17 protein-coding genes are annotated in these 17003 nt (G+C 67.1%); 12 read left to right on the top strand and 5 right to left on the bottom strand.

Annotated features, from left to right (window positions below; genetic code table 11):
* The first annotated feature begins 6 nt into the window (after positions 1 to 6).
* From hpaD to AC50YC_RS00905, 3 genes are read left to right on the top strand one after another with little or no spacing between them, the layout of a single operon-like run.
* A complete protein-coding gene (gene hpaD / locus AC50YC_RS00915; protein ID WP_494951771.1) occupies positions 7 to 1086 on the top strand; it encodes a 3,4-dihydroxyphenylacetate 2,3-dioxygenase in 1080 nt (359 codons plus the stop codon).
* Between the two features lie 2 nt (positions 1087 to 1088).
* Entirely contained in the window at positions 1089 to 1874 is a 786-nt protein-coding gene (gene hpaH, locus AC50YC_RS00910; RefSeq protein ID WP_494951770.1) for a 2-oxo-hept-4-ene-1,7-dioate hydratase, read from the top strand.
* The gene (locus AC50YC_RS00905) at positions 1859 to 2680 is read left to right on the top strand and encodes an HpcH/HpaI aldolase family protein (RefSeq protein ID WP_494951769.1); all 822 of its coding nucleotides are present in this window, start codon (positions 1859 to 1861) and stop codon (positions 2678 to 2680) included. Before hpaH ends, AC50YC_RS00905 begins: the two co-directional genes overlap by 16 nt.
* Before the next feature lie 118 nt (positions 2681 to 2798).
* Here AC50YC_RS00905 and AC50YC_RS00900 read toward each other — a convergent pair whose 3' ends face one another.
* Complete coding sequence (locus AC50YC_RS00900) at positions 2799 to 3368, bottom strand: GNAT family N-acetyltransferase (protein ID WP_494951768.1); 570 nt, start codon at positions 3366 to 3368, stop codon at positions 2799 to 2801.
* 167 nt (positions 3369 to 3535) lie between these two features.
* Between AC50YC_RS00900 and AC50YC_RS00895 the strand changes: the two genes are divergently transcribed.
* Complete coding sequence (locus tag AC50YC_RS00895) at positions 3536 to 3826, top strand: antibiotic biosynthesis monooxygenase family protein (RefSeq protein WP_494951767.1); 291 nt, start codon at positions 3536 to 3538, stop codon at positions 3824 to 3826.
* A gap of 101 nt (positions 3827 to 3927) precedes the next feature.
* Here AC50YC_RS00895 and AC50YC_RS00890 read toward each other — a convergent pair whose 3' ends face one another.
* The gene (locus AC50YC_RS00890; protein WP_494951766.1) at positions 3928 to 5097 is read right to left on the bottom strand and encodes an acetate kinase; all 1170 of its coding nucleotides are present in this window, start codon (positions 5095 to 5097) and stop codon (positions 3928 to 3930) included.
* Between the two features lie 209 nt (positions 5098 to 5306).
* On the opposite strand from AC50YC_RS00890, the gene AC50YC_RS00885 reads away from it, so the two are divergent.
* Positions 5307 to 5597 (top strand): hypothetical protein, encoded by a 291-nt coding sequence (locus AC50YC_RS00885; protein ID WP_494951765.1) that lies wholly within the window; start codon positions 5307 to 5309, stop codon positions 5595 to 5597.
* A gap of 11 nt (positions 5598 to 5608) precedes the next feature.
* Here the strand turns inward: AC50YC_RS00885 and pta are convergent, their stop codons facing one another.
* Positions 5609 to 7720: a phosphate acetyltransferase gene (gene pta, locus AC50YC_RS00880; RefSeq protein WP_494951764.1), complete on the bottom strand. Its 2112-nt coding sequence runs from the start codon at positions 7718 to 7720 to the stop codon at positions 5609 to 5611.
* Between the two features lie 232 nt (positions 7721 to 7952).
* Between pta and AC50YC_RS00875 the strand changes: the two genes are divergently transcribed.
* The 5 genes from AC50YC_RS00875 to AC50YC_RS00855 all read left to right on the top strand — a co-directional run bounded on the left by AC50YC_RS00875 (position 7953) and on the right by AC50YC_RS00855 (position 12801).
* Positions 7953 to 8483: a hotdog fold thioesterase gene (locus AC50YC_RS00875; RefSeq protein WP_494951763.1), complete on the top strand. Its 531-nt coding sequence runs from the start codon at positions 7953 to 7955 to the stop codon at positions 8481 to 8483.
* A gap of 16 nt (positions 8484 to 8499) precedes the next feature.
* Complete coding sequence (paaK, locus tag AC50YC_RS00870; protein WP_494951762.1) at positions 8500 to 9828, top strand: phenylacetate--CoA ligase PaaK; 1329 nt, start codon at positions 8500 to 8502, stop codon at positions 9826 to 9828.
* A gap of 86 nt (positions 9829 to 9914) precedes the next feature.
* Positions 9915 to 10520, top strand: a complete 606-nt coding sequence (locus AC50YC_RS00865) for a TetR/AcrR family transcriptional regulator (RefSeq protein WP_494951761.1) — start codon at positions 9915 to 9917, stop codon at positions 10518 to 10520.
* Between the two features lie 185 nt (positions 10521 to 10705).
* Positions 10706 to 11884, top strand: coding sequence for an NUDIX hydrolase (locus AC50YC_RS00860; RefSeq protein ID WP_494951760.1), 1179 nt, complete (start codon positions 10706 to 10708; stop codon positions 11882 to 11884).
* 41 nt (positions 11885 to 11925) lie between these two features.
* Positions 11926 to 12801, top strand: coding sequence for a DUF427 domain-containing protein (locus tag AC50YC_RS00855; RefSeq protein ID WP_494951759.1), 876 nt, complete (start codon positions 11926 to 11928; stop codon positions 12799 to 12801).
* Positions 12802 to 12914: 113 nt separating this feature from the next.
* Here the strand turns inward: AC50YC_RS00855 and AC50YC_RS00850 are convergent, their stop codons facing one another.
* Both AC50YC_RS00850 and paaZ read right to left on the bottom strand, forming a co-directional pair.
* A complete protein-coding gene (locus tag AC50YC_RS00850) occupies positions 12915 to 13322 on the bottom strand; it encodes a VOC family protein (RefSeq protein ID WP_494951758.1) in 408 nt (135 codons plus the stop codon).
* An 84-nt stretch (positions 13323 to 13406) separates the two neighbouring features.
* Positions 13407 to 15518, bottom strand: a complete 2112-nt coding sequence (paaZ, locus tag AC50YC_RS00845) for a phenylacetic acid degradation bifunctional protein PaaZ (RefSeq protein ID WP_494951757.1) — start codon at positions 15516 to 15518, stop codon at positions 13407 to 13409.
* A gap of 162 nt (positions 15519 to 15680) precedes the next feature.
* Between paaZ and AC50YC_RS00840 the strand changes: the two genes are divergently transcribed.
* Together AC50YC_RS00840 and AC50YC_RS00835 are read left to right on the top strand one after the other, a co-directional pair.
* Positions 15681 to 16097, top strand: a complete 417-nt coding sequence (locus AC50YC_RS00840; protein ID WP_494951756.1) for a hotdog fold thioesterase — start codon at positions 15681 to 15683, stop codon at positions 16095 to 16097.
* Between the two features lie 127 nt (positions 16098 to 16224).
* Entirely contained in the window at positions 16225 to 16944 is a 720-nt protein-coding gene (locus tag AC50YC_RS00835; RefSeq protein ID WP_494951755.1) for a DUF4397 domain-containing protein, read from the top strand.
* Positions 16945 to 17003 lie beyond the last annotated feature (59 nt).

Here is a 17003-nt window from a genome sequence, read left to right as displayed (position 1 = left end):
AACACCATGAGCAACATCATCCCCAAGCCCTCGGTCCCCGCCCCGGACATTGTCCGCTGCGCCTACATGGAGATCGTGGTCACGGACCTCGCCAAGTCCCGCGAGTTCTACGTTGACCTCCTCGGCCTCCACATCACCGAGGAAGACGAGAACAACATCTACCTGCGCTCCCTGGAGGAGTTCATCCACCACAACCTGGTGCTGCGCAAGGGACCCATCGCAGCGGTGGCCGCGTTCGCCTACCGGGTGAAGTCCCCCGCCGAGGTCGACGCCGCCGAGGCCTACTACAAGGAACTCGGCTGCCGCACCGAACGCCGCAAGGACGGCTTCACCAAGGGCATCGGCGATTCCGTCCGCGTCGAGGACCCGCTGGGCTTCCCCTACGAGTTCTTCTACGACGTGGAGCACGTCGAACGCCTCACGCAGCGTTACGACCTGTACTCCGCCGGCGAACTGGTGCGGCTGGACCACTTCAACCAGGTCACCCCGGACGTCCCGCGCGGACGGAAGTACCTCGAGGACCTCGGCTTCCGGGTCTCGGAGGATATCCAGGATTCCGACGGCGTCTCCTACGCCGTGTGGATGCACCGCAAGCAGACCGTGCACGACACCGCCCTGACCGGCGGCAACGGCCCGCGCATGCACCACGTCGCGTTCGCCACCCACGAGAAGCACAACATCATCCAGATCTGCGACAAGATGGGCGCCCTGCGCATCTCGGACCGGATCGAACGCGGCCCCGGCCGGCACGGTGTGTCCAACGCCTTCTACCTCTACATCCTCGATCCGGACGGCCACCGGGTGGAGATCTACACGCAGGACTACTACACCGGCGACCCGGACAACCCCACCATCACCTGGGACGTGCACGACAACCAGCGCCGCGACTGGTGGGGCAACCCCGTGGTCCCGTCCTGGTACACCGAGGCCTCCTTGGTCCTGGACCTCGACGGGAACCCGCAGCCCGTCGTCGTCCGCGAGGACAAAAGCGAAATGGCCGTGACCGTCGGCGCGGACGGGTTCTCCTACACCCGCAAGGACCCTGAGAGTGCGGCCGAGGGGTTCAAGCTCGGGGCGCAGCTGTAGCCATGCTGGATGCCAAGACGATTGAGGCCATCGCCGATGAGCTGCTGGAGGCCGGCCGGACCCGGACTCCGGTCCCGCTGCTGACCGCCCGCTATCCGGGGATGACGGTCGAGGACTCCTACGCCGTCCAGCAGCTGTGGCGGCGCCGCAATGAGGAGGCGGGTCGGAAGCTGGTGGGCCGCAAGATCGGCCTCACCTCCAAGGCCATGCAGGCCGCCACCGGCATCACCGAGCCGGACTACGGCGCCATTTTCGATGACATGGTGCTGGAGACGGGCTGCTCCGTGGCATGGGACCAGTACAGCCATCCGCGGGTGGAGGTGGAGCTGGCGTTTGTGCTGAAGAAGGACCTCGGCGGCCCGGGCTGCACCATCTTCAACGTCCTGAACGCCACGGACTACGTCATTCCGGCCCTGGAGATCCTGGACTCCCGGATCGAAATGGAGGGCCGGACCATCGTGGACACCATCTCGGACAATGCCGCGATGGGGGCCATGGTGATCGGCGGCAACCCGGTCCGCCCGGATGCCGTGGACCTGCGCTGGGTCTCGGCCATCCTCTACAAGAACCAGACCGTGGAGGAAACCGGCGTCGCCGCCGGGGTCCTGGACCACCCCGCCAACGGCGTCCACTGGCTGGCCAACAAGATCGCCGCCCACGGGGACGGAATGAAGGCCGGGGACATCATCCTCGCCGGCTCCTTCACCCGGCCTATGTGGGTGTACAAGGGTGATACCGTCCACGCTGACTACGGACCGCTGGGAGTTGTCACATGCCGATTCGAGTAGAACCCTCCCCCACGTTCCGGGATGCCCTGCGCAATCAAACCGGCGCTGCCGGTCGCCCGTTGGCCGGGATGTGGGTCTGCTCCGGCAGCCCCCTGGTGGCCGAGCTCTGCGCCGGCTCCGGCCTGGACTGGCTGCTGGTGGACGCCGAGCACAGCCCCAACGGACTCGAGTCCATCCTGGCCCAGCTGCAGGCCATCAACGGCTACCCGGTCCAGGTTTTGGTGAGGCCGCCCGTGAATGACACCGTGGTGATCAAGCAGTACCTGGACCTGGGTGTACAGAACCTGCTGATCCCCATGGTGAATTCGGCGGCCGAGGCGGAGGCCGCCGTGGCCGCCACCCGCTATCCGCCGCACGGTGTGCGCGGCGTCGGTTCAGCTCTGGCCCGCGCGGCACGCTGGAACCGGGTGCCCGGCTACCTCGCCCGCGCCTCCGAGACCATCAGCGTCACCGTCCAGATCGAGTCCGAGGCCGCGGTCGCCGTCGTGGAGAACATCCTGGCGGTGGACGGCGTGGACGGCATCTTCCTGGGGCCCTCGGACCTCGCCGCCTCCATGGGGCTGCTGGGCCAGCAGGAACATCCCCGGGTGCGCGCCGCCGTCGAACATTGCCTGGCCGCGGCCACTGCGGCCGGCAAACCCGCCGGGGTGAACGCCTTCAACCCCGACACCGCCCACCACTACCTGGCCGCAGGCGCAGCGTTTATCCTGGTGGGCGCCGACGTGGCGCTGCTGGCCCGCGGCTCCGAGGCACTCGCCGCGGACTTCATCCGGCCCGACGGCGGCGACACCCCCGCGAGCTACTGACCCGCCCCTGCACCCATCTGACGCAAGTGGCCGCCATGGGACCTCTCATAGCGGCCACTCGTGTCAATCCGGTGGCCGGGGCCCCGGGTAGCGGCCGTTTGCGTCCATCCGGTGAGGCCTACGCGGCCTGCCGGGATGTCCATTCGTGCTCGAGGATGGCGTACACGACTTCCGTGGCCCACTGACCCTTGTAATGCCACTTGTCCACCTGGGTGGATTCCAACCGCATGCCAAGGCGTTCGCACAGCGCCGCGGAGGCTGTGTTCAGGGCATCGAGCTTGGCCCCGATCCGGTGGAAGCGGAGCTCCCCGAAGCCCAGCTGCAGCAGTGCCCCGGCGGCCTCGGTAGCGATGCCCTTGCCGCGGGCTTCCGGGGCGAGGCTCCAGCCGATCTCGGCCTGGCCGCAGCCCGGCAGCCACTTCAGCACCACCTCGCCGAGCAGGCCGGGTGAATCCGCGGCCTCGATGGCCAGGCAGATCCAGTCGCCCTCCTTCTCGAAGACGAAGTTGGCGTACTTGCCCACGGACTCCATGGACTTGGTGTAGCTCTTCGCCTCCCCGGGCAGGAACCGGGCCGTCTCGGGCAGCGAGTGGTAGGCGTGGTACGCGTCCAGATCCCCGGCCACGAAACGGCGCAGCACCAGCCGTTCGGTGCGGATGGGCAGCGGGAGGGGCTTGGGTTCCGTCATGCCCCCAACGCTACCCATCGACTGCTCCGTAGGCGCCCTTATGAGCCCCCAAAACGGCAGTTACGGAGCAACCGATGCGAGAGGCACCCATCGACTGCTCCGTAGGCGCCCTTTGAGGCTGGCCACTTCGCAGGCGTGACCGTGTTCCTGTGTGGGAGACTCGTCCGGTGATTACCGAACACGCACTATTGCCTGTCATCCCCGGTCGGGAACATGACTTCGAGCTGGCGTTTAACGAGGCGCGGCCCATTATTGCCTCGATGGCTGGCTTCCGGAATTTGTCGTTGTCGCGTTCAATCGAGTCCCCGAACACCTACCTGCTGCTCGTCGAGTGGGAACGGCTCGAAGACCATACCGTTGGGTTCCGGCAGTCCGAGCAATACGCGAAGTGGCGCGCCTTACTGCACCACTTCTACGATCCCTTTCCCGTCGTGGAGCACTACCAGACCGTCCTCTAGGCGTCCCAGGCCACGGATCGGGGACCTCGCTCCGGTGGGTCCACGAGGTACTTTCCCATCGACTGCTCCGCAGGTGCCCTTTTGAGCCGCCAAAAGGGCCGCTACGGAGCAACCGATGGGCTGCTGACGACGGCGGCCGTGGCCTCGGCGATCGCCCTCTCCTCGTCCGTGGGCACCACGAGCACCGGGATGGCCGAGGACGCCGACGAGATCACGCGGGGCTCCTTGGACCGCTCACGGTTTAAGCCGGCGTCGAGCTGCACACCCAGGGCACCCAGCCGCTCCGCCACCAGGGCCCGGAACTGGTGCGAGTTCTCCCCGATCCCGGCCGTGAAGACGAGGGCCTTCGCCCCGCCGACGGCCACGTGGTAGCCGCCGATGTACTTCGCGAGCCGGTAGGAGGCGACGGCGAGTGCCATGGCCGCCCGGGCGTCGCCGGCTTCCGCGGCCTCCACCACGGAGCGCATGTCGTTGTTGCCGGCCAGGCCCTTGAGCCCGGACTGGCGGTTGAGCATGGCGTCGAGGTCCTCCGGGGACCAGCCGGCCCGGCCGAGGAAGACGAGGATGGACGGGTCCAGGTCCCCGGAGCGGGTGCCCATCACGAGGCCCTCCAGCGGGGTGAAGCCCATAGAGGTGTCCACGGACTGGCCACCGCGGATCGCCGTGACCGAGGCCCCGTTGCCGAGGTGGGCGATGACGGCGTCGAACTCGTCCAGCGGGACATCCAGCAGCGCCGCGGCCCGGTTTGCGACGTATTCATGCGAGGTGCCGTGGAAGCCGTAGCGGCGGATCCCGTGGTTGGCGTAGAGCTCCTCCGGCACCGCGTAGCGCCAGGCGTGCTCCGGCAGGGTGCGGTGGAAGGCGGTGTCGAACACGGCGACCTGCGGCATGTCCGGCCACTTCTTCGAGATCGCGCGGATGCCGAGCACGTTCGCCGGGTTGTGCAGGGGCGCCAGCGGGTTGAGCCTCTCGATGGCGCGGGTGATCTCGTTGTTGATCAGGACCGGCTCGGCGAAGCGCTCCCCGCCGTGCACCACCCGGTGTCCCACGGCGTCGAGCACCCGGTCGCCCAGGGCAGCGTGGATCTCGGCGTCGACCTGCTCCAGCGCCTCAGCGTGGTCGCGGGGGCCCTCGATCTCGCCGTCGCCCCCGCCGCCGGTGCCCATGCCGATCTTCTCGACCAGCCCCTCGGCGAGCACACTGCCGGCCTCGACGTCGCGGACCTGATACTTGAGCGAGGACGAGCCTGAGTTGATAACGAGCACGAGCATGGGGCCTCCTACGCCTTGGCTTCTGCGCTGACCCCTAAGGGCGCGTCGGGACGGGCAACACGGCGGAGCCTGGCGGAGCACTCCAGTGGAACCACTATAAATCGCCGGACTATCTCTAGCCGGACGGGCGAGGGCGCCACTCCGTTGCGTAAGCCGCGGCAGGCGCTTAGAGTCGGCGGAGCAACTGGACCACTCACGAAGGGACTTCCATGACCGACGACGCAACCCAGCCAGACAGCACCCAGCCCGAGGGCACCGAGCCAACCAGCACCGAGCCGGACAGCACGGACAGCGGTTCCGGCAAGCAGGATCCCACCGGCGTCGAAGGCGCGAACCCCGCCCTGGATGACACCGGGGACCTCAAGGCCGCCGAGACCGGAGAAGCCCCCGAGCCCCCCGAGAACCTGGAGGACCTGGACCTCACACCGACGGGCCTGGCCGGCGAGCCCGCCAGCCAGCAAGACCCCGACAGCACTGCGGATCCGGAAAACACTGACTAGGATCCCGCTGACTAAGCCAGGGCAGCCGCGGGTGCCGGCTTGGCGGCGGGCTCCGCGGACTGCGCCTGGATGGCCGTGATGGCCACCGTGTTGACGATGTCCTCCACGGTGCAGCCGCGCGAGAGGTCGTTGACCGGCTTGCGCAGGCCCTGCAGCACCGGCCCGACGGCGACCGCCCCGGAGGACTGCTGGACCGCCTTGTAGGTGTTGTTGCCGGTGTTGAGGTCGGGGAAAATGAAGACGGTCGCCTGCCCGGCCACGGACGAGCCCGGCATTTTCGACTCGGCGATGGCGGCGTCGACGGCGGCGTCGTACTGGATGGGCCCTTCCACGGCGAGGTCCGGGCGGCGTTCGCGCACCAGCTCGGTGGCCTGGCGGACCGCGTTCACGGCCTCGCCGGCGCCCGAGCCGCCGGTGGAGTAGGACAGCATGGCAATCCGCGGCTCCACGCCGAACTGGGCCGCGGTTTCCGCCGAGGCCACCGCGATGTCCGCGAGCTGCTCCACGTTGGGCTCAGGATTCACGGCACAGTCGCCGTAGACCAGCACGCGGTCCGGCATCAGCATCAGGAACACGGACGAGACGATCTTGACGCCGTCGCGCGTTTTAACGAACTCCAGCGCCGGCCGGATGGTGTGCGCGGTGGTGTGAGCAGCGCCGGAGACCATCCCGTCCACCACGCCCAGCTGGACCATCATGGTGCCGAAGTAGCTCCCATCCAGCATGACCTCGAGGGCCTTGGCCAGGTCCACTCCCTTGTGCGCCCGCAGCTCCGCGTATTTCTCCGCGAACCCCTGGCGCAGCTCCGAGGTGGCCGGATCGATGATGTGGATGCCGGAGAGGTCGATGCCCTGGGTGGAGGCGAGCTCGCGGACGTCGGATTCGCGGCCCAGCACGGTCAGCTCGCAGACGTCGCGGCGGTGCAGGATTTCCGCGGCCCGCAGGATGCGAACATCCGTGCCCTCCGGCAGCACGATGTGGCGGCGCTCGGTGCGGGCCCGCTCGATCAGGTCGTGCAGGAAACGCAGCGGCGTCATCCGCTCCAGCCGCGGCAGGTGCAGGCGCTCCAGCAGCTCCGCCTCGTCCACCCGGCGGGCCCAAAGGCCCAGGGCGGAGGCCACCTTGCGGCGGTGCCCGGACCAGATCTCGCTGCGTACCTCGGAGACGCGCTTGGCGGTCACATAGGTATCGTCCGGGGCGGCGAAGATCGGGAACGGGGCCTGCGCCAGCAACGAGTAGATGGTGGGGTCCGGGGCCAGGCCGCCGCTGAGGATCAGGGCGGAGGGCACCGGGAACTCCGGCGAGAACGAGGATGCCAGGCAGGCGACCAGCACGTCGGCGCGGTCACCGGGCACGATCACCAGCGCGCCGTCGTCGAGCACGTGCAGGAAGTTGGCCACGCTCATGGCCGCAACCTTCACCGACCGGACGTCGCGTTCCAGGTCCGCCAGGCCGGCCACCTGGCCGATCCCCAGGGCGGCGGCGACCTCGCCGGTGGTGGGCCGGGCGATCTCCTCCAGCTCGGGCAGGACGTACACGGGACGGCCGGAGGCGCCGGGGCGGACCTCGGCGGCGATGGCCTCCAGGTCCTCCGGGTCGGCGCGGTTGACGATGATGGCCAGCAGTGCGCACCGTTCGGCGACGAGTTCCTTGCGTGCCACCTCGACGGCGTCGACGGTCTCCGCGACGGTGCGGCCCTTCGCGCCGACGACGGCGACGACCGGGGCGGCGAGGTTGTTGGCGAGCCGGGCGTTGAGGTCGAACTCGACGGCGGCGTCCTGGCCGGTCAGGTCGGTCCCCTCCACGATCACAACGTCGCAGTGCCGGGCCATCTCGGCGAAGATCTCCACGCAGCGCGAATCGATCTCCTCGCGCTTGCCCTCGGCGAGCAGGCTGCGGACCTCGGGGAAGGTCAGCCCGCCGCGGCAGCGCTCGTCCTCGAGGTTGAACCGGGCCTTCATCAGCGCCACCATGGGATCCGAGGCGGCGTCGTGGCCGTTGACCACGGGTTTGAAGAAGCCGATCCGGTCCGCGTGCCGGTGCAGGGTGTCAGCCAGCCCCAGGGCTATAAGCGACTTCCCGGAGCCCGGGGTGGTCGCGCTGACGTAGATTCCTTTGGCCATGGTTCGCCCTTTGCTGTGAAGTGGTGCTTCTCCCCTCCCAGCCTACTTTCTCTTGCCCGGGAGCCGGGTGCCCGGTGGCGTTTCGTAAGGTTCCCGGCGTGGCTTCCGGCCGTTTTCGGGGTGCCCAACTGTGCCCGCCGACAGCTTCATACGCCCGCCAGCTCTTGACAGAAGGCCCCCGAATGGGATTACCTAATGAACATTCGGTAAATAAAGCTGGAGGCAATGACGCATGGCTGAACTGACGATTTCCGGTATCACCCACCCCATCCTTAAAGACGACTACGCCTCGGAGTGGATGGGTATCGAGGTTGTGGCACTGGACGACGGACATGCCACCATCCGCATGACGCTCCGCCAGGAAATGCTCAATGGATTCGGCATGGCCCACGGCGGAATGATCTTCGCCTTCGGCGACACCGCCTTCGCGCTGGCCTGCAACCAGACCAACCCGACCCCGGCCGACGACGGCAACATCACCGTGGCGTCCGGCGTCGACATCAACTTCCTCAAGCCGGCTTTCCGCGGGCAGGTGCTGACCGCCGTCGCCAACCGCCGCGCCAGCACCGGCCGCAGCGGCCTCTACGACATCCAGATCTACGCCGCCGATCCCGTCGCTGGCGCGCCTGCAGGCACCACGACGGCGGCACCCGCCGGTACGGCCCACGCCGCCACGGTCCCGGGCGAGCTCCCCACCGACATCCTCCCGGGCGAACTCGTCGCCGAGTTCCGCGGCCGCAGCCGCACCATCTCCAAGAAATAGAAACAGGGAACCTCAGATGACCCAAGAAACCGTCGCACCCACCAGTGATGCTGTCCTGGACCGCGAAGAAACCATCTCCCGCGACGAGCTCGAGGCCTTGCAGCTCAGCCGCCTGCAGCACACCGTGGCCTACGCCTACGACCGTGTCCCCCTGTACAAGCGCAAGTTCGACGAGGCCGGTGTCCACCCCACGGACCTCCGCGAGCTCTCCGACCTGGGCAAGTTCCCCTTCACCACCAAGGAAGACCTCCGTCTGGAGTACCCCTTCGGCATGTTCGCCGTCCCGCAGCACGAGGTGGCCCGCATCCACGCCAGCTCCGGCACCACCGGCCGCGCCACCGTCGTCGGCTACACCAAGAAGGACCTCGCCGACTGGGCCAAGCTCGTGGCCCGCTCGCTGCGCGCCTCCGGCGTCCGTCCCGGCATGAAGGTTCACAACGCCTACGGCTACGGCCTGTTCACCGGCGGCATGGGCGCCCACGCCGGCGCCGAGGCCCTTGGCTGCACGGTCATCCCGATCTCGGGCGGCCAGACCGAACGCCAGATCACGCTCATCCAGGACTTCAAACCCGACGCGATCCTGGCCACCCCGACCTACCTGCTGACCATCGCCGACGCGATGATGAAGCAGGGCATCGACCCGGCCTCCACCTCGCTCAAGTACGCCGTGCTCGGTGCCGAGCCGTGGACCGAGGAGATGCGCCACGAGCTCGAAGTGACCATGAACATCAAGGCCTGTGACATCTACGGGCTCTCCGAGGTCATGGGCCCGGGCGTCGCCGGCGAAGCCGTGGAAACCCAGGACGGCAGCCACATCTGGGAGGACCACTTCCGCCCCGAAATCATCGACGCCTTCGACCCCTCCGTGGTCCTGGACGACGGCGCACACGGCGAGCTGGTCTTCACCTCACTCACCAAGGAAGCGCTGCCGATCATCCGGTACCGCACCAAGGACCTGACCCGGCTGCTGCCCGGCACCGCCCGCCCCGCGCACCGCCGCATGGGCCGCATCACCGGCCGCAGCGACGACATGATCATCCTGCGCGGCGTGAACCTGTTCCCCTCGCAGATCGAGGAAATCGCGCTGCGGATCCCCGAGCTGAGCCCGCACTTCCAGCTCGAGCTCACCCGCCCGGAGGGCCAGCGGATGGACCAGCTGACCGTCAGGATCGAACGCCGCGAGTCCGTCACGGTCGAGGGTGTCGCCTCCGCCGCCAAGGTCCTGCAGCAGCAGATCAAGATCCACGTCGGGTCCTCCTGCGCCGTCGACGTCGTCGAGCCCGGCTCCCTGGAGCGGTCCAACGGCAAGCTCCGCCGGATCTACGACATGCGTCCCAAGGCCTGACCACATCATGTCCAGCCTGCCGGGCCGGCCCAGCGCGGCCGCCCCGGCGGGCTGACTGATCTCCCGATCGTGAGAAACTAGCGAGTATGCCCACAACAGCAGCCAGCACCAAACGCGGCCGACCCGGTTACGACCAGCAGTCGGTTCTCGTGATCGCTGTCGACGTCTTCAACCGCCATGGCTACGACGCCACGTCCATGGGCATCCTCGCTGAAAACCTGGGCATCTCGAAGTCAGCCATCTACCACCATGTGCCGTCCAAGGGCGATCTTCTGAAGCTCGCTCTGGACCACGCGCTGGGCGGCCTTGAGGCGATCCTGGACCAGCCGCAGGCCCAGACCGGCTCGGCCGAGGCCCGGCTGGAGTTCGTCCTTCGCGAGACCATCTCGGTGCTGGTGGAGCGGCTCCCGTTCGTCACCCTGCTGCTGCGGCTGCGCGGCAACACCGAGATCGAACGTGACGCGATGGAACGCCGGCGCACCTTCGACCACAAGGTCGCGGCCCTGATTTCCGCCGCCCGCGACGAGGGTTCGCTCCGCCAGGACATCGACCCCCGCACCGTCACCCGGCTGCTCTTCGGCACCATCAACTCCATCGTCGAGTGGTACAAACCCGGCGGTTCCCTCTCCCCCGAGAAACTGGCCGACGACGTCATCACCATGGCCTTCCACGGCCTCCACGTCCCCCGCTAGTCCATGGTGCGGGACTCCGACGCCGAGAAATCTAATAAAGTCTCCCGACGTCGCCTATCGGGTTCCGGAGCTTGGGCTAGGCAAACAGTACCGTGGACATCGTGATCACATTTCGACGCTGGGCAAGAATGCATTCCTACGTTCTCTGGACCATGGTTAAGCGCACCAGATGGATACTTGTCAGCATGGCCGCCGCTGTCATTGGACTCATAGATCTTGTCGTTCCCGCCCCCAAAGTGCTCATATACGCAACAGCAGTTCTAGCCAGCTATCTACTTGTTCTGGAAATTATTGAGCACCGTCGGCGGTTCAGGTCGACCCGGTTTGAACGCCGCGAAAGTGATTCCTTTTTTGACGTTCGGCAGAGTCTGAAACTCGACGGACGCTTCCGTGTCTTTGATTACGTGAATGGAACCTTCATCCACGATAGCCACGTCAGTCGACTCGTCAGGGAGCGCCAAATTCATGCCCGACTCTTGCGCGAAAGCACGTTTGTGGCGCCCTCAGAGTTCAAGAAGTTGGGTGATCTCTACCTGCAGAAGTATCTGGACGAGGCACGCAATGACAAGCGTGTCGTATGGAATGACCCGGTCTTGGGCTGGGGGACCGATCCCAGGCAGGGCGAAAGCGGTTCCGGAATTCAAGAAGTAGAGATGGTAGCTGGGACCTTTTACCAACGCCTCCGCACGGACGATTTTGCGTTGAACGACGTAATGCAAAACGGGGCACCACGTTCCGAATTTGGGCGGCAACTGTTCATCAACAAACGGGGCCACCTCCGAGACTTTGGCTCGTCGTGGCTACTAAACGCGATTGGCACCTCCACGCTGGCTTTCACGAAGGACGGCAAGCTGGTTCTGGTCGAGCAGTCCAGAAGGAATGCAAGGAGCCAAGGACTATTTGCCCCCAGCGGGTCAGGATCTCTGGAGCCGAAGGATTTTGAGGGGTCAGATGTCGTTGAATTGGGTGAACTGGCTGCGTCCGGAGCCACCCGAGAGCTCTCCGAGGAAACTGGCATCCTGCCTCAGGAGGTGGCTGCCACAGTCTTCTTGGGCTTCGGAAGGTGGCTCGATAAGTCGGCCTGCCCTGAGCTTTTTAGCTTGACGCTTCTGTCAATCGATTCGGACGAGCTGGCACGGCGACCGATACCTGCGGCCGACCGTACGCTTGTCGAAGGCCGCCCTTTGTGCCGCCTCATTGGTGACCCAATGCACTGGGACCCCAATATGCCAGAAGACATGCTGCCGGAGAACTTCAGGGGTCGCTTGTCAGTTCCGCTGGCGGCCGCCCTATCCCTGTTGGCCCTCGCGGCAAAAAAGCGTGATCCACTATTTGCGTTTGACCAGTGGACTTCAGCGGCCTAGCGACCATTGACGGCGCCTGGTGCCGGGGCCACGCTGTGAGGATGGCCACCAGACTCTCCAAGGTGCTCATGGGCACCTTCCCCCAGCTGCGGTTCGAACCCACCGCCAAGAGGGTCCGTGCGAGCCTCAACGGGACCGCCGTCGTCGACACCCAGCACGCCTGGCTGGTCTGGGAACCGCGGCGGATCACCCCTGTCTTTGCCGTGCCGGGGAGGGAACTGCTGGCCCGGCTCGCTGCACCGGCCCTGCCCGCGGCTTCGGCCGAGGAGCACCCCTTCGCCCTTCGGCAAGGCGCGGCCCCCATTTCGCTGGACCCCACCACGGCGTTTGGCAATCACACCATCACCGGCGAGGAGTTCGACGTCGTAACGGCAGCGGCGACGGCTCCCCGGGCCGCTTTCCGGCCCGGGGACCCCGACCTGGCCGGCTACATCGTGCTCGATTTCGCCGCCTTCGACTGGCGCGAGGACGACGAGGAAATCATCGGCCACCCGCGGGATCCGTTCCACCGCGTGGACATCCGCGCGTCGTCTGTGGACGTCGAGGTGGCGCTCGACGGCGTGACGCTGGCCCGCACGAACGGCGCGCAGCTGCTCTACGAGACGATGCTCCCGCTGCGCTACTACATCCCGCCCGCGGACGTGCGGCTGGACCTGCTGGAGGAAAGTCCGAAGCGGACGGTCTGCCCGTACAAGGGCCAGGCCCGCTACTGGAGCTTCCCGGGCTCCGCGCAGGGCAGGAACCTGGCGTGGAGCTATGACCGGCGGTACCTCGACGCCGCCCAGATCCACGGGCTCATCAGTTTCTTCAATGAGCGCGTGGACCTGACGGTCGAGGGCGTGCTCCAGCCCCGCCCGGTGTCGCCGTGGTCCCGCCCGGTGACGCCGTGGTCCCGCCCCAGCGGTCCGGCACTTTGACAGCCGGGCTCGGGGCCGGCGGTGGCCAGCCCCGGAGCACCCAGCAGCACCCGCAGCACGGAAAAGCGCCCCGACAGAAGCCGGGGCGCTGTTCCTTGGGGCGCGACTGCCGGTTAGAGCTGGTAATCCACCGGCGAGGTGATGTTCTCGTGGACGCAGAGGATGTTGTGCTCGGTGTCCATGAACCAGGCGCACTTCTCGGAATCTGTTGTACAGATGTGGTTCTCTGTCTTGAGATCCGGCTCGTCGTAGTCCTGGAACTGGACGCCCTTGGCTTCCATCTCCCGGACGGTCCGCTCGATCTCGGAGACTTCAAAACTCAGGGTGGTGTGCTCGGAATGCTTTCCGTCCCTGACGGGCATCAACTGCAGCATGGGGCCGCCGTCGCTGCCATATAGTTCGCTTCCGTCGTCTGCCTTGCCGCGGAGCGGGAGGCCCAGGGTTTCCGCATAGAAGCGGTGGGCGCGCTCGACATCATCGACCGGCAGGACTGTTGTGGCTTTGTTCAAAACTAGGGTCATTTCGCCACCTCCTACGTTGAAAATTTTACGCCGGAGCGGGGCGGAAAGAGCCTGCAGATCCAAGCCCACAAGCGCCGGAAGCGCTTATTTCTCCACGAGGGTGAGGACGTCGTAGGTGGCCACGATTTCGTCGTTCTGGTTGGTCAGGACGGCGTCCCAGGCAACCTCGCCGTACTCGTCGGTCTCGCGCGGGGTGATCTTCTTGGCGGTCAGGGTGACCCGGATGGAATCGCCTGCGGCTACCGGAGTGATGAAGCGCAGGCTCTCCAGGCCGTAGTTCGCCAGCACGGGTCCCGGGGCGGGCTCCACGAACAGCCCGGCGCCCCAGGCCAGCAGCAGGTAGCCGTGCGCCACGATGCCGGGGAAGAACGGGTTGGCCTCGGCGGCCTCCTGGTTGGTGTGGGCGTAGAAGGTGTCGCCGGTGGTGTGGGCGAACTTCGTGATCTCGTCCAGGGTCACTTCGCGCAGCTCGGAGCGGATGGCGTCCCCGATGTGCAGGGTGCTCAGGTGCTTCCGGAACGGGTGCTGGCCTTCGGTCTCGACCGTGAAGTTGCGGTCGGCGCCGGTGTGCCAGACGCCCGTGACCGCGGTCAGCATGTTCGGCGAACCCTGGATGGCGGTGCGCTGCATGTGGTGCAGCACGGAGCGGATGCCGCCGAGCTCCTCGCCGCCGCCGGCGCGGCCCGGGCCGCCGTGGACCAGGTGCGGGACCGGGGAGCCGTGGCCGGTGGAGCTGCGGGCGTCCTCGCGGTTGAGCATGTGCACGCGGCCGTGGTGGGCGGCGATGCCGGTGACGAGTTCGCGGGCGACGTCGGGGTCATTGGTGCAGACCGAGGCGACGAGCGAGCCGCCACCGCGGGCGGCGAGGCGGACGGCGTCGGCCAGATCCGTGTAGCCGATCACCGAGGAGACCGGGCCGAAGGCTTCCAGCGAGTGGACCTCCTCGGCTTCCGGATCCGCCCAGCTCAGCAGCACCGGGGACATAAACGCGCCGTCGTCGACGACGCCGACCGTGCCGTCCGCGCTGGTGACCTCCGGCGAATCGAGGGTGCCGTAGGCGAGTTCGCCGCCGGCGTCGAGCATGGACTGGACGGCCGCGCGCACATCGGCGAGCTGCTCCAGGGACGCCAGGGCGCCCATGTTGACGCCCTCGGCGCGCGGGTCACCGAGGACAATACGTTCCTGGATCCGCTCCCCCACGGCGGTGATGACGTCCTGCACCAGCTCCTTCGGCACGATGGCCCGGCGGATCGAGGTGCACTTCTGGCCGGCCTTGGCGGTCATTTCGGTGACGAGGGACTTGATGAAGGCGTCGAACTCCGGGGTGCCCTTGACGGCGTCCGGGCCCAGGATCGAGGCGTTCAGGGAGTCGGTTTCCGAGGTGAAGCGGACCCCGCCCTTGACCACGTTGACGTGGGACTTGAGCGTGTTGGCGGTGGAGGCGGAGCCGGTGAAGGCCACGATGTCGCGGTAGTCGAGGTGGTCCAGCATGGTGCGGACCGAGCCGGAAATCAGCTGCAGCGAACCGTTGGGCAGGATGCCGGATTCGATGATCGCCTTGACGACGGCGGCGGTGACGTAGCCGGTGGGGGTGGCGGGCTTGACGATTGTGGGCACGCCGGCGATGAAGGCGGGGGCCAGCTTCTCGAGCATGCCCCACACCGGGAAGTTGAAGGCGTTGATCTGCACGGCGACGCCGGGGATGCGGGTGTAGATGTGCTCGCCGGCGAAGGAACCGTCCTTGGACAGCACCTCCATGGGCCCGTCCACGATCACCTGTGCGTTGGGGAGTTCGCGCCGGCCCTTGGAGCCGAAGGTGAAGAGCACGCCGATGCCGCCGTCGATGTCGACCATCGAGTCGATCTTGGTGGCGCCGGTCTGGGCGGAGAGTGCGTAGAACTCCTCGCGGCGGCCGTTCAGGTACTGCGCCAGCTCCTTGAGCTTGAGCGCGCGCTGGTGGAAGGTCAGCTTGCCGAGTTCCGCCTGGCCGGTGGTGCGTCCGTAATCCACGACGGCGGCGAGGTCGAGTCCCTCGGTGCTCACCTTGGCGAGGAGTTCACCGGTGCTGGCGTCCAGGACGGACGCGGCGCCGGCTGCGGAGCCGGCGGCGGGGGTCCACCAGGAATCCCGGATGTAGCTGGGAACGATCTCAACAGTGTCTACTGTGGGTTCCGGAGCAGTTGCAGTGGTGGTCATCGTTGACGGGTCCTTCCAACAGGGGCAAGATCAACACGGCCAGCATTACTGACCGTCCGTTCGGTAATATGTCTACAGTACATGAATGAGGCCTGCCGCACACTAGCTGCGGTAGCACTGACCCGCCGGAACCCCCGGATTTCCGGCCAAAGAGGAGACGTTATGACGCCCGAGCCGCGCAGTACCGAGCTGTGGAAGATCACCCTCGGCGAACTCGACGTGAAAATGGGCGTGAAGATCGTTGAGGAGTCCGTCGAACGGGTCGTCGCCACCATGCCGGTGGAGGGCAACCGGCAGTCCTTCGGGCTGCTGCACGGCGGCGCCTCGCTGGCGGTCGGGGAGGCGGTGGGCTCGTGGGCCGCGGTCATCCACGCCAGCACCATGGGCAAGACCGCCGTCGGCGTGGACGTCTCCGCCACCCACCACAAGTCCGCCCGCGAGGGGCTCATCACGATCATCGCCACCCCGATCCACCTCGGCAGCACCGTCACCGCCCACGAGGTGCTGATCAACAACGAGGCCGGCGAACGGCTCTGCACGCTGCGGATCACCAACCTGCTGCTGGACCGCAAGGGCTGAGAACGGCCGGAGGCTGCGGGTTCGGTCGGAAAATCCTGCCGGCTGCATCCAAACGGGCGCCCCGGCCGGTAGTAACGGTGTAAGCAAATCACCGCCCGGATCCGGGCAACTCAACGAGGAGTTTGAAATGCGCAAAACCGTTTATGCCGCCGGGGCCCTGTCCATGCTGGCGGCGCTCACCTTCGCCGCCCCTGCCCAGGCCGGCGGGAAGCACGACGGCGGCAGGCACCACAGCGACGATGCCCTCCTGTCCGTCCTGCACGGCGTCCCCGGCCTGACCGTGGATGTGTGGGTGGACGGCAAGCTCACCCTGGACGACTTCGAGCCCGGCACGCTCGCGGGCCCGCTGGAGCTCGAGGGCGGCAGCTACAAGATCGCCATCACGGCCGCCGACGCCACCAGCGCCGACAATCCGGTGATCGGCCCGGTCAAGGTCCACCTCAAGGAGGGCAGGAACTACACCGCCGTCGCGCACCTGGATGCCGACGGAGACCCCACCGCCACCCTGTTCAAGAACAGCACCCGGCCCAGTCCCGAGGGCGATGGCAAGCTGACCGTCCGGCATGTGGCGGCGGCGCCCGCCGTCGACGTCCTGGCCGGCGACACCGCGGTCATCGAGGACCTGGAGAACCCCGAGCAGGAAGTGCTGACGCTGGGGGCCGGAACGGTGTCCGCCTCGGTTGCGGCCGCCGGCACCACCGAGCCCCTGATCGGCCCGGCGGATGTTCCGGTCGAGGAGGGCAAGAACACGATTGTGTACGCCTGGGGCAGCCTGGAGGACGGCACCCTCGACGTGGCGGTCCAGGTGGTCGACTCGGCCAAGTGGCGCGGCCACGACCGCCACTGATCCGATAATGACGGCTGAGGCGCTGGCCCGGTCCTGACAAGCGCACCCGCCCAGCAGCG

Source organism: Pseudarthrobacter sp. MDT1-56 (assembly GCF_059383555.1).
Note: the sequence above shows the minus strand (reverse complement) of the source record. Positions and strands in the feature narration are given on the sequence as shown.

Bases quoted from the DNA above. Each gene is read 5' to 3' on its own strand.
- hpaD (WP_494951771.1), top strand. From the start codon at position 7: ATGAGCAACATCATCCCCAAGCCCTCGGTCCCCGCCCCGGACATTGTC.
- hpaH (WP_494951770.1), top strand. From the start codon at position 1,089: ATGCTGGATGCCAAGACGATTGAGGCCATCGCCGATGAGCTGCTGGAG.
- AC50YC_RS00905 (WP_494951769.1), top strand. From the start codon at position 1,859: ATGCCGATTCGAGTAGAACCCTCCCCCACGTTCCGGGATGCCCTGCGC.
- AC50YC_RS00900 (WP_494951768.1), bottom strand. From the start codon at position 3,368: ATGACGGAACCCAAGCCCCTCCCGCTGCCCATCCGCACCGAACGGCTG.
- AC50YC_RS00890 (WP_494951766.1), bottom strand. From the start codon at position 5,097: ATGCTCGTGCTCGTTATCAACTCAGGCTCGTCCTCGCTCAAGTATCAG.
- AC50YC_RS00885 (WP_494951765.1), top strand. From the start codon at position 5,307: ATGACCGACGACGCAACCCAGCCAGACAGCACCCAGCCCGAGGGCACC.
- pta (WP_494951764.1), bottom strand. From the start codon at position 7,720: ATGGCCAAAGGAATCTACGTCAGCGCGACCACCCCGGGCTCCGGGAAG.
- AC50YC_RS00875 (WP_494951763.1), top strand. From the start codon at position 7,953: ATGGCTGAACTGACGATTTCCGGTATCACCCACCCCATCCTTAAAGAC.
- paaK (WP_494951762.1), top strand. From the start codon at position 8,500: ATGACCCAAGAAACCGTCGCACCCACCAGTGATGCTGTCCTGGACCGC.
- AC50YC_RS00865 (WP_494951761.1), top strand. From the start codon at position 9,915: ATGCCCACAACAGCAGCCAGCACCAAACGCGGCCGACCCGGTTACGAC.
- AC50YC_RS00860 (WP_494951760.1), top strand. From the start codon at position 10,706: ATGGCCGCCGCTGTCATTGGACTCATAGATCTTGTCGTTCCCGCCCCC.
- AC50YC_RS00855 (WP_494951759.1), top strand. From the start codon at position 11,926: ATGGCCACCAGACTCTCCAAGGTGCTCATGGGCACCTTCCCCCAGCTG.
- AC50YC_RS00850 (WP_494951758.1), bottom strand. From the start codon at position 13,322: ATGACCCTAGTTTTGAACAAAGCCACAACAGTCCTGCCGGTCGATGAT.
- paaZ (WP_494951757.1), bottom strand. From the start codon at position 15,518: ATGACCACCACTGCAACTGCTCCGGAACCCACAGTAGACACTGTTGAG.
- AC50YC_RS00840 (WP_494951756.1), top strand. From the start codon at position 15,681: ATGACGCCCGAGCCGCGCAGTACCGAGCTGTGGAAGATCACCCTCGGC.
- AC50YC_RS00835 (WP_494951755.1), top strand. From the start codon at position 16,225: ATGCGCAAAACCGTTTATGCCGCCGGGGCCCTGTCCATGCTGGCGGCG.